Origin of the sequence: Bartonella sp. MR100HLJHH (assembly GCF_042194215.1) — a bacterium.
In the GTDB taxonomy this organism is placed as follows: Bacteria; Pseudomonadota; Alphaproteobacteria; order Rhizobiales; family Rhizobiaceae; genus Bartonella; species Bartonella grahamii.
The window spans coordinates 91,137-103,435 of record NZ_JBHIMR010000001.1 but is presented as its reverse complement, the minus strand read 5'-3'; the positions used below and the strand labels follow the sequence as shown (position 1 = coordinate 103,435).

General features: G+C 38.6%; 8 protein-coding genes. All 8 read left to right on the top strand.

All coding sequences use genetic code 11. The features are described from left to right. The first annotated feature begins 135 nt into the window (after positions 1 to 135). The 8 genes from ACFIJ7_RS00450 (at position 136) to lpdA (ending at position 11,269) form a co-directional block, all read left to right on the top strand. On the top strand, positions 136 to 681 hold the full coding sequence (locus tag ACFIJ7_RS00450; RefSeq protein ID WP_015857108.1) for an AprI/Inh family metalloprotease inhibitor: 546 nt from the start codon (positions 136 to 138) through the stop codon (positions 679 to 681). Positions 682 to 779: 98 nt separating this feature from the next. Continuing rightward, positions 780 to 1,979, top strand: a complete 1,200-nt coding sequence (gene zapE / locus ACFIJ7_RS00445; RefSeq protein WP_375635470.1) for a cell division protein ZapE — start codon at positions 780 to 782, stop codon at positions 1,977 to 1,979. 288 nt (positions 1,980 to 2,267) lie between these two features. Beyond that, positions 2,268 to 3,230 (top strand): malate dehydrogenase, encoded by a 963-nt coding sequence (gene mdh / locus ACFIJ7_RS00440; RefSeq protein WP_375644344.1) that lies wholly within the window; start codon positions 2,268 to 2,270, stop codon positions 3,228 to 3,230. A 90-nt stretch (positions 3,231 to 3,320) separates the two neighbouring features. After that, positions 3,321 to 4,517 carry an ADP-forming succinate--CoA ligase subunit beta gene (sucC, locus tag ACFIJ7_RS00435; RefSeq protein WP_375635346.1) on the top strand — a complete coding sequence of 399 codons (1,197 nt, stop codon included), beginning with the start codon at positions 3,321 to 3,323 and terminating at the stop codon, positions 4,515 to 4,517. A gap of 3 nt (positions 4,518 to 4,520) precedes the next feature. Further along, positions 4,521 to 5,423: a succinate--CoA ligase subunit alpha gene (sucD, locus tag ACFIJ7_RS00430; protein ID WP_375644343.1), complete on the top strand. Its 903-nt coding sequence runs from the start codon at positions 4,521 to 4,523 to the stop codon at positions 5,421 to 5,423. Positions 5,424 to 5,587: 164 nt separating this feature from the next. After that, positions 5,588 to 8,587, top strand: coding sequence for a 2-oxoglutarate dehydrogenase E1 component (locus tag ACFIJ7_RS00425; RefSeq protein ID WP_375644342.1), 3,000 nt, complete (start codon positions 5,588 to 5,590; stop codon positions 8,585 to 8,587). Positions 8,588 to 8,619: 32 nt separating this feature from the next. Then, positions 8,620 to 9,831: a 2-oxoglutarate dehydrogenase complex dihydrolipoyllysine-residue succinyltransferase gene (odhB, locus tag ACFIJ7_RS00420; protein ID WP_375644341.1), complete on the top strand. Its 1,212-nt coding sequence runs from the start codon at positions 8,620 to 8,622 to the stop codon at positions 9,829 to 9,831. Positions 9,832 to 9,862: 31 nt separating this feature from the next. Further along, positions 9,863 to 11,269 (top strand): dihydrolipoyl dehydrogenase, encoded by a 1,407-nt coding sequence (gene lpdA / locus ACFIJ7_RS00415; RefSeq protein ID WP_015857101.1) that lies wholly within the window; start codon positions 9,863 to 9,865, stop codon positions 11,267 to 11,269. Positions 11,270 to 12,299: the final 1,030 nt, after the last annotated feature.

Genomic DNA, 12,299 nt, shown 5'->3' with positions numbered 1-12,299 from the left:
CATAAATTATTTCGTTTAAAAATAAGTGATTTTAACCTGTTTTTTTTAATTTGTTAATTTATCTTTGTAACTATAACAAATATTCACTTAATTTTTTTTGTGAACTTATTTATTGTCGTGGGAGAGAGTACAGATATGTCGTTTTCAAAAATTTCGTTTTTCGTTGCACTATCAACTGTAATGCTTTTAGGGGGATGTTCAACAACACGGTTTGACAGTAATGACGGTAGTAACGCATTAGAAGTTTTTTATCCATCTCAACAAATGACAACATTGGAAGTGTCTGATCTGTCATCTACTTCTTCGTCGATATCTGAGGCAGCAAACGCTTCGATGTATGAAAAAGGAGATTCTCAGAGTGATGGACGAATGGCTAGTCTCGAATTGCCAAGTAATGCTACTGATTTATTTCCTGCAAGTGTTGCTGGTGTATGGAATCTTTCTATGGGGGGTAAAGTTTGTCGGATCGCAACGCCGCAAACAAAGTTTGGACAAGGGTACCGCGCTGGTCCTTTACACTGTCCAGGAATTGCTTCCCAAGTGAGATCGTGGGCTGTTAAAGGAAAAAGATTATATTTTTATAATAACTCTGGACGTGTTATCCTTGCTCTCTACTCTTCAAATGTTGATCGTTTTGAGGGACGTACACTTGATGATCATCCCGTTGTTTTAAGTCGTTAAATCATTTTTGATCGTTTATGAAAAACTAAGCTAGACGGGCAGATTCGTGAAAAGTATTTGTATTTTTCATTGAGAACGGTTTGAAAAAGGTTATTTGGATGATTCTCGTTTCAACACGTTATAAAGAGCTTGTCTCTAAAGGGGAGGTTTGTTTTGATCCCGCTCAATTAGCTATAACAGAATATTTTGACCATTTATTAAAAAAAATTGCGGAACAAAACATCTCTCGTCCTTGGACTTGGATATTTTGCTTTTTCTTTAATAGAATATTTAAGAGGAAAAAACAAAATATCTCTTGTGTTGTAAAACAAGGGGATGAAAAAGGTTCTTTTCAGGGGTTGTATGTTTTTGGTGAAGTAGGACGGGGCAAAACCATGCTGATGGATTTGTTCTTTTCTTGTTTGCCTAAAGGTCATAAAAAGCGTGCTCATTTTAATGATTTTATGACTGATGTGCATGAGCGTATTAATTTTTATCGTCAAGCATCTGGGGGTGAAAAGTTTAAACAAGATAATCCTATTTTAGCTGTTGCTGAAGATCTTGCACGAGAAGCAAAGGTACTTTGTTTTGATGAGTTTAGTGTAACAGATATTGCTGATGCTATGGTATTGGGGCGGCTTATTTCTGCTTTGTTTGATAAAGGAATTTTCTTTATTGCGACTTCAAATGTGGCGCCGGATAACCTTTATTATAACGGTTTAAATCGTGAACTCTTTTTGCCTTTTATTCAAGTTTTGAAAGCATATGTTCGTGTTGTTAATCTTGATGCAAAAACAGATTATCGTCTTGAAAAATCAAATCTACAGCCTGTGTATGTAGCACCTTTAGGGAAAAAAGCAGATGAATGCATGGATCAAGCATGGGCACTTGTATTGCAAGGACATAAGGAGATATCTGATGAGCTTTCTATAAAAGGGCGCCTTATTCCTATTCCGCGGGTTGGTGCAGGATGTGCACGCTTTGATTATGGAGATTTATGTGCAAAGCCTTTGGCAGCGGCTGAGTATTTGGTATTAGGGGAGAATTATCATACGATTTTTATTGATAATGTACCGGTCATGGATGATACATGTCGCAATGAAACAAAACGGTTTATTTTGCTTATTGATATTCTTTATGAGCGCCACATACGGTTATTTATGTCGGCTGCGGCAGAGGTGGGAGATTTGTATAAAGGGCATGCGCAGATTACGGAAACATTTGAATTTCAAAGAACACAGTCACGTCTTTTTGAAATGCAAAGCCACGATTATTTAAAACTTTGGGAAGAACATTTTCTTTTGAAGAAGAAGCATTGATTATACTTTTACCTTTACGTAAACTGTAAAAACAATAACTCTTTGAAATTAAAGAAATGTAATAATTCTGTTGTATTTTTTTTAAATTCACTTTATCGATACATCGTGATAATTTTCTAATAGTTGTTTCAGCGGAGGGTTGTTGTTTCTGTAAGGAGAAAAATTTGTAAATTTCATTTCTTTACTCCTTTTTATGATATTGTTTGAATATGGTTGAAGTCAAAAATATTCAGTATAGGGACGCTGATGGGTGTGCGCTGAATTATCTAAAAGTTAGGAAAAAATAAAATGGCACGGAAAAAAATAGCTCTCATTGGTTCAGGTATGATTGGTGGTACTTTAGCACATATTATTGGGCTTAAAGAGCTTGCTGATGTGGTCTTATTTGATATTGCAGAAGGTGTGCCACAAGGTAAGGCTCTAGATATCGCCGAATCTTCTCCCGTTGATGGTTTTGATATCAGTCTAAAAGGTGCTAATGCTTATGAAGCAATTGAAGGTGCTGATGTTGTTATTATAACAGCAGGCGTTGCGCGAAAACCTGGTATGAGCCGTGATGAACTTTTGGGCATTAATTTAAAGGTTATGGAACAAGTTGGAGCTGGAATTAAAAAATACGCTTCTTCAGCATTTGTTATTTGTATTACCAATCCCCTTGATGCAATGGTGTGGGCATTGCAGAAATTTTCAGGTCTCCCTACACATAAAGTGGTTGGTATGGCTGGTGTTCTTGATTCAGCGCGTTTTCGTCATTTCTTATCTGAGGAATTTAAGGTCTCTATTAAAGATGTGACAGCGTTTGTTTTAGGGGGGCACGGTGATACAATGGTTCCTCTCGTGCGTTATTCAACAGTTGGTGGTATTTCTTTGCCTGATCTTATAAAGATGGGCTGGACAACACAGGAAAGAATTGATCAAATTATCCAGCGTACCCGTGATGGCGGTGCAGAAATTGTTGGTTTGTTAAAAACAGGTTCTGCTTATTATGCACCAGCAGCTTCTGCTGTTTCTATGGCTGAGGCCTATTTAAAGGACACTAAGCGTGTTGTGCCTGTTGCAGCTTATCTTTCAGGAGAATATGGGGTTAATGATACCTACGTTGGTGTTCCTGTTGTAATTGGTGCAGGTGGTGTTGAACGAGTCATTGAAATTGATCTTGATAAAGAAGAAAGAGGTGCTTTTGATCATTCAGTAAATGCAGTTAAAAAGCTTTGTGAAGCTTGTATTGCTCTTGTGCCTAGTCTCAAGTAAATTGAACAAGATTTAATTCATTAAAACTAAGTATTTAGAATATTAAAACTTTAGGATTAATAATGATCCATAAAAGAAAAGGACAAATGCATGAATATCCATGAGTATCAGGCCAAACGTCTGCTTCATGAATATGGAGCACCAATTGCAAATGGTGTTGCTGTTTATTCTGTTGAGCAAGCTGAAAAATGGGCGGAAAAATTGCCCGGACCTCTCTATGTGGTTAAAAGTCAGATACACGCTGGTGGTCGTGGTAAGGGTAAGTTTAAAGAACTTGGTCCTGATGCAAAGGGTGGTGTTCGGCTTGCAAAATCTGTTGAAGAAGTTGTTGCAAATGTTCAAGAAATGCTTGGTAAAACTTTGGTAACCAAACAAACGGGTCCAGAGGGTAAGCAGGTCAATCGTCTTTACATTGAGGATGGTGCTGATATTGAAAGGGAGCTTTATCTTTCACTTTTGGTTGATCGTAGCGTTGGTCGAATTGCTTTTGTTGTTTCAACAGAAGGTGGAATGGATATTGAAACGGTTGCTGAAGAGACACCAGAAAAAATATTCACGCTTCCCATTGATGCTGTAGAGGGTGTTACTTCGGTTGATTGTGCAAGACTTTGTGATGCATTGAAACTACAAAGTAGTGCGCGAGAAGATGGTGAAAAGCTTTTTCCGATTCTCTATAAGGCATTTTGTAAAAAAGATATGAGCCTTTTAGAAATCAATCCGCTTATTGTGATGAAAGATGGTCGTTTACGTGTTCTTGATGCAAAAGTTTCTTTTGATAATAATGCTCTGTTTCGTCATCCAGATATTTTAGAATTACGCGATCTTTCAGAAGAGGATCCAAAAGAAATTGAAGCATCAAAGCATGATCTTGCTTATGTTGCTCTTGAGGGTACGATTGGTTGCATGGTTAATGGTGCGGGTCTTGCTATGGCAACAATGGATATTATCAAACTCTATGGAGCTGAGCCTGCAAATTTTCTTGACGTTGGTGGTGGAGCGTCAAAAGAAAAGGTGACAGCTGCTTTTAAAATTATTACGGCCGATCCAAATGTTAAGGGCATTTTGGTTAACATTTTTGGTGGTATTATGCGTTGTGATGTCATTGCTGAAGGTGTGGTTGCTGCTGTTCGTGAGGTTGGTTTAAAGGTTCCCTTAGTTGTTCGTCTTGAAGGCACTAATGTTGAGCAGGGTAAAGCAATTATTAATGAAAGTGGTTTGAATGTTATTCCTGCTGATGATTTAGATGATGCTGCCCAAAAAATTGTTGCAGCCGTGAAGGGAGCTTAAGCTATGTCGATTCTTGTGAATAAAGAGACAAAAGTTCTAGTTCAAGGGCTTACAGGAAAAACAGGAACATTTCATACAGAACAGGCGCTTGCTTATCATGGTACGCAAATGGTTGGGGGTGTTAATCCTAAAAAGGGTGGAGAAACATGGGAAGGTTCAAAAGGCGAAACTCTTCCTATCTTTGCTAATGTTGCAGAAGCAAAGGAAAAAACAGGCGCGGATGCTTCTGTTATTTATGTTCCTCCTGCAGGGGCTGCGGCAGCTATTATAGAGGCTATTGAAGCTGAAGTTCGTTTAATTATCTGTATTACGGAAGGTATTCCCGTTATGGATATGGTTAAAGTGAAGGCGCGATTAGAAAACTCAAAGTCTCGTCTTATTGGTCCTAATTGTCCTGGTATTCTTACACCAAATGAATGTAAAATTGGTATTATGCCTGGTTCTATTTTTAGAAAAGGTTCTGTTGGGGTTGTTTCGAGGTCGGGAACTTTAACTTATGAAGCCGTTTTTCAAACGAGTCAGGAAGGTCTCGGGCAAACAACTGCGATAGGGATTGGTGGCGACCCTGTTAAGGGCACTGAATTTATTGATGTGTTGGAAATGTTTTTAGCGGATGATGAAACTCAGTCTATTGTTATGATTGGGGAGATTGGTGGTTCTGCTGAAGAAGAAGCAGCACGGTTTCTGCAAGATGAAGCAAAAAAAGGTCGTAAAAAACCAGTTGTTGGCTTTATTGCTGGCCGTACAGCTCCTCCAGGACGTACAATGGGACATGCTGGTGCTGTTATTTCTGGTGGTAAAGGTGGAGCAGAAGATAAAATTGCGGCAATGGAATCAGCAGGGATTCGAGTGTCTCCTTCACCATCACAGATAGGTAAGACTTTGATGTCAGTTTTGAAGGGCTAAAAGAAAATTTCACCTGAATAAGAAAAAGTTCTTAGATTCAGGTGAAAAAACTTGAGTATAAAAAGGTAAAACTTTTTTGAATGTTTGAATCATTGCTTGTTTTGTAAGCATTTAAAGGTCGAAAAGAGATATAAGGAGACGGAATAGATGTTCCGGAGAGGTATATGGCAAGGCAGGACGAAATAAATAGCCTTTTTGCACAGACATCATTTCTTTATGGTGGCAATGCGGATTATATAGATCAACTTTATGCTCAATATGAAAAAGATCCTACCAGTGTTGATTCACAGTGGCGTGCTTTTTTTGAAGGACTTCATGATAATAAAGAAGATGTTCTCAGAAATGCTGAAGGGGCAACATGGCAAAGTGATTATTGGCCAGTAAAGGCAAATGGAGAATTGGTTTCTGCTCTTGATGGTGATTGGTCTTCTCTTGAAAAATATCTTGGTGATAAATTAAAGGAAAAAGCAATAACAGGTGCTGCACAAAAGGGAAAAACTTCCAGTGAGCAAGATATTATTCGTGCAACACGTGATTCCGTTCATGCAATTATGATGATTCGTGCGTTTCGAGCACGGGGGCATCTTCGTGCGCGGCTTGACCCTCTTCAATTGGCCGAAAAACAAGAAGATTATAAGGAACTTTCTCCAGAAGCTTATGGTTTTACTCCAGCTGATTACGAGCGTCCCATTTTTATTGATAATGTTTTAGGGTTGGAATATGCAACTATTCCACAAATGCTTGAAATTCTCAACCGTACATATTGTTCAACAATCGGTGTGGAATATATGCATGTTTCTGATCCGGTTCAGAAAGCATGGCTTCAAGAACGCATTGAAGGGCGAGATGAAAAAATTTCTTTCACACAACAAGACAAGAAAGCTATCCTGAAAAAGCTTATTCAGGCAGAAGGATTCGAACAGTTTTTAGACACTAAATATAAAGGTACAAAGCGTTTTGGACTCGATGGTGGTGAGGCGCTGATTCCCGCTCTTGAACAGATTATCAAATGTGGTAGTGCTTTAGGGGTGCAGGAAGTTATTTTAGGAATGGCACATCGTGGTCGTTTAAATGTTCTTTCACAAGTTCTTGCCAAGCCGCATAGGGCTATCTTTCATGAATTCAAAGGGGGATCTTATAAGCCTGATGATGTGGAGGGATCCGGTGATGTCAAATATCATTTGGGAACTTCAGCTGATCTTGAATTTGATGGTAAAAAAGTTCATTTATCGCTGTTGGCCAATCCATCTCATCTTGAGATTGTTGATCCGGTTGTTATGGGAAAAGCACGTGCTAAACAAGATCAACTTATGGGACTTGCACATACTGATTTACTCTCATTAAGTGAGCGTTCAAAAGTGATGCCATTGCTTATTCATGGTGATGCTGCTTTTGCGGGACAAGGCGTTATCCAAGAAACTTTTGGTCTTTCAGGTCTTAAAGGTTATCGTGTTGCAGGCTCACTTCATGTTATTATCAATAATCAGATTGGTTTTACAACATCTCCACGTTTTTTACGTTCTTCGCCTTATCCATCAGATGTTGCAAAAATGATTGATGCACCAATTTTCCATGTGAATGGTGATGATCCTGAGGCAGTTGTTTTTGTTGCCAAAATAGCAACAGAGTTTCGCCAAATTTTCCATAAACCGGTGGTTATTGATATGTTTTGTTATCGCCGTTATGGGCATAATGAAGGTGATGAGCCTTCCTTTACGCAACCGCTTATGTATAAAGCAATTCGTAATCATAAAACAATACTTCAACTTTATAGTGACCAATTGGTAGCAGAAGGGGTGATTTCTTTAGAAGAGATTGAGCAACAAAAAAAAATATGGCGCGATAAGCTTGAAGGTGAATTTGAAGCAAGTGCTTCTTATAAGCCTAATAAAGCTGATTGGCTTGATGGAAGCTGGACGGGACTCAAAGCTTTTAGTAGTTCTGATGAACAACATTCTAGAACAACCGGTGTTGAATTAAAAATTTTAAAGGAAATTGGTCAGAAAATTGTCGAAATTCCGGCAGATTTTCACGTTCACAAAACCATTCAACGTTTTTTAAATAATCGTGCTAAAATTTTTGAAACCGGTGAGGGTGTTGACTGGGCAACCGCTGAAGCTCTAGCTTTTGGTTCTCTTTGTTTGGAAGGAGCACCGGTTCGTCTTTCCGGTGAGGATGTTGAACGGGGAACTTTTTCACAACGTCATTCAGTTCTTTATGACCAAGAAAATGAGGCGCGTTATATTCCTTTGAATCATTTACAAAAAGGGCAAGCGCTTTATGAAGTTGTTAATTCTATGCTTTCTGAAGAAGCTGTTCTTGGTTTTGAATATGGATATTCTCTTGCTGAACCACGAGGATTAACACTTTGGGAAGCACAATTTGGTGATTTCTCTAATGGTGCACAGGTCATTTTTGATCAATTTATTTCATCCGCGGAGCGTAAGTGGCTTCGTATGTCTGGTCTTGTGTGTTTATTGCCTCATGGTTTTGAAGGGCAAGGGCCGGAGCATTCTTCTGCACGTTTAGAACGGTTTCTTCAACTTTGTGCGGAAGATAATATGCAGGTTGCTAATTGTACAACCCCTGCAAATTATTTTCATATTTTGCGTCGACAAATTAAGCGTGACTTCCGTAAGCCATTGATTTTGATGACACCGAAATCACTTTTACGTCATAAGCGCGCTGTTTCTCTTCTCAATGAAATGGGGCCAGAAACAAGTTTCTGTCGTGTGTTGCTTGATGATGCAGAATGTCTCAAAGATTCTGTCATTAAGTTGCAGAAAGATAATAAAATTCGCCGTGTCGTTCTTTGTACTGGTAAGGTTTATTACGACCTTTATGAAGAACGTGAAAAAAAGGGTATTGATGATGTTTACCTCCTTCGTGTTGAACAACTTTATCCTTTCCCTGCTAAAGTTTTGGTGAATGTGTTGTCGCGCTTTTTGCAGGCGGAAGTTTTTTGGTGCCAAGAAGAACCAAAAAACATGGGGGCTTGGTCATTTATTGAGCCTTATTTGGAATGGGTTTTGACGCATATTAATGCGCAATATTCACGTGCTCGTTATGCAGGACGTCCTGCGAGTGCGTCACCGGCCTCTGGGTTAATGGTGAAACACCTTGAACAACTGGCTGCGTTTCTTAAAGACGCGTTAGGTTCTTAATTTATTACTACTCTGATGTATGGAAAAATATTATGACTACTGAAATTCGTGTTCCTACTTTGGGCGAATCGGTTACCGAAGCAACGATTGGCAAATGGTTTAAAAAACTTGGCGAAGCTGTCGCTATGGATGAGCCTTTGGTTGAATTAGAAACTGATAAGGTGACCGTTGAAGTTCCTTCTCCTGTTGCGGGAAAATTATCTGAAATCATTGCAAAAGAAGGCGATACGGTTGAAGTAAATGCTCTTTTAGGAGTGGTGGAAGCTGGAGAAGCTGGTGTCTCCCAATCATCTTCACCTTCTGCTACACTTGTTCCAGCGGCTTCATCTGAATCAGAGAAGCCTGCTTCGAGCAGTACAATGCCTCCTTCTCCTTCAGCAGCAAAATTGATGGCTGAAAATAATGTTGCAAAAAGCGATATTTCAGGTTCTGGAAAACGTGGACAAATTCTTAAAGAAGATGTTCTTGGTGGATTAAAACAAAGTACAAATGCCTCTACACCCTCTTCTTCTGCGACGAGTTCTTCGGCAGCTCCTGTCCAAGAAACACGTGAAGAGCGGGTTCGTATGACGAAATTGCGTCAAACAATTGCTCGCCGTCTTAAAGATGCACAAAATGTAGCAGCAATGTTAACCACATTTAATGAGGTTGATATGTCAGCGGTGATGGATTTGCGCAAGCGTTATAAGGACCTTTTTGAAAAGAAACATGGTGTTAAACTTGGTTTTATGGGCTTTTTTACCAAAGCTGTTTGTCATGCATTAAAAGAACTTCCTGCTGTTAATGCCGAGATTGATGGGACAGATATTGTTTACAAAAACTATGTCAATGTTGGAATTGCTGTTGGAACGGATAAAGGGCTTGTTGTTCCAGTAGTGCGAGATGCAGATCAAATGTCATTGGCAGAGATTGAAAAAGAGATTGGTCGTTTGGGGCGTCTTGCGCGTGATGGAAAATTAGCCGTTTCTGATATGCAAGGGGGAACTTTTACCATTACCAATGGTGGTGTGTATGGATCGTTGATGTCAACACCGATTTTGAATGCACCACAATCTGGTATTTTGGGAATGCATGCGATTAAAGAGCGAGCAATGGTTGTTGAGGGCCAAGTTGTGATCCGCCCCATGATGTATTTAGCGCTTTCTTATGATCACCGTATTGTGGATGGGCAAGAAGCTGTAACTTTCCTTGTGCGTGTTAAGGAAAGCTTAGAAGATCCGGAACGCCTTGTTCTTGATTTGTAAAATACAGTTTTCAGGATGAAAGGAGAAACGGATGTCTTATGATGTGGCTGTGATCGGAGCGGGTCCAGGTGGTTATGTAGCAGCAATAAAGGCTGCACAACTAGGACTTAAAGTAGCGATTATTGAAAAGCGTACAACATTAGGAGGAACATGTCTCAACGTTGGTTGTATTCCTTCTAAAGCGTTGTTGCATGCTTCAGAAGTGTTTTCTGAAACCCAGCATGGTTTTGAAACACTTGGTATTTCTATTGGCAAATCTAAGCTTAATCTTGAACAAATGATGGTTCATAAGAAAGCTGTGGTGACAGCCAATACAAGTGGCGTTTCTTTTTTGATGAAAAAAAATAAAGTTGATACTTTTTTGGGGACAGCTAAAATTTTGAGTGCGGGTCATGTGGAAGTTGTTGCCAGAGATGGTAATAAACAAACAATTGAAACAAAAAATATTATTATTGCTACGGGCTCAGAGAGTTCAGGCATTCCAGGTGTGAATGTTGAAATTGATGAAAAGACTATTGTTTCTTCTACGGGAGCCCTTTCACTTGAAAAAGTACCAGAGCATATGATTGTAGTGGGTGCTGGTGTTATTGGTTCAGAACTTGGATCAGTTTGGAGCCGTTTAGGTGCTAAAGTTACCATTATTGAGTATCTTAATAAAATTTTGGGCTCAATGGATGGTGAAGTTTCACGGCAATTTCAGAAATTAATGGAAAAACAGGGGATAGAATATAAGACGGGAACAAAGGTGACAGCTGTTACACAATCTGGCTCAACTGCTCAGGTGACTTTTGAAGCCGTCAAAGGTGGTGCAGCTGAAACTTTAGAGGCTGATGTTGTGCTTATTGCTACTGGACGTTCTCCGTATACGGAGGGGCTTGGCTTAGGGGAGGCTGGTGTTCAGTTAGATGAACGCGGATTTATTGCAATTGATGCCCATTGGCAGACGAATGTTCCAGGAATTTATGCGATTGGTGATGTCGTAAAAGGGCCAATGTTAGCGCATAAAGCAGAGGAAGAAGGCGTTGCTGTGGCAGAAATTTTGGCAGGTCAAAAAGGGCATGTTAATTTTGATGTTATTCCTAGTGTTGTTTATACACAGCCGGAAATTGCTAGTGTAGGAAGGACAGAAGAAGAGCTAAAAACTGCTGGTATTGAATATAATGTTGGCAAATTTCCTTTTATGGCTAATGGTCGTGCTCGTGCAATGCAAAAGAGTGATGGGTTCGTTAAAATCCTTTCTGATAAAAAAACAGATCGGGTATTAGGGGGGCATATTCTTGGATTTGGTGCTGGTGAAATGATCCATGAAATTGCAGTTTTAATGGAATTTGGTGGTTCATCAGAAGATCTGGGGCGTTGTTGCCATGCACATCCTACCTTATCAGAAGCCGTGCGTGAGGCAGCTTTGGCAACATTTGCTAAACCACTTCATATTTAAAAAGCTTTTAAAAAGTACATTTTAAAAGTCATAGGAGGCAGAAAATATTTGTGAAGCATACAACAACATTTTAAAACTTTAAAAAGGAATACAACCAATTGTATTGAAATATTCCGTTTGTTGTATGCTTTTCTATAATTATTGTTTTAAAATTCAGTTGTGTAGTTTTTATTGATTATCCTGTTGTGTATTATTGTTTAGAGCGGTGGTGTTTGTTTGGTTTATGTAAAGTTTTACATATGGGGTGGTTTTTATACTATTATAAAATATTTAGGATAGGGTTCTGAGCCTATTTGCGTGCTTTGTTTTAAGAACACATCTCTCAAAATGCGCAAACCTATTTCACGATGGTGCTCGTGAATGGTATAGCTGTAAAGTTCCTCTTGAAATATATAAAATTCATTCAAATTGTTATAAGACCTATTTGTGCATCATCATCTTTATGTTTAGTAAAAGTATACGCTGACATTATAATGCACTTTTTCAGTTCTCAATATTACTAAAGCTCTTTATTATTTGAGAGTTTTTATAAGAGAAATTTTTACTCACACGCTCGCTTTGTTTGTGATGTGCAGGAAAAAGATATTAATTGATTCAATGTGAGGGAGTTTGTGATAAGAGAATCTTATAATATTCAGCGTTATGAATCAAGTTGAAAGTGATATTTATTGTTATAAATCAATGTGTTATATATGATAATGAATCATATGAAGAGAGAAGCCAAGAGGAATTCGCTCAAAGAAATTGAATTGTTTAATGATTGGTGTGGGTTAAGGATATTTGTCATTTAAGATGAAGAGGGGAGGGATTGAATATTCTACAAAATACCACTCTTTTTTAAAAGAGCGGTATTTTTATATCTTTTCTTTATCACACTATCTTTTTGATGATAATGACAAGTTATACAGTGTGATTAAATTAGTTTTTGCTTCTCTGTTTTTCTTGATCATTGCTTGTTATGTCTTAGAAAGATGATATGTTTCTTCTTTAAGGTTGTTAAGAAATCGTAATGTTGCCAAAATATAACGAA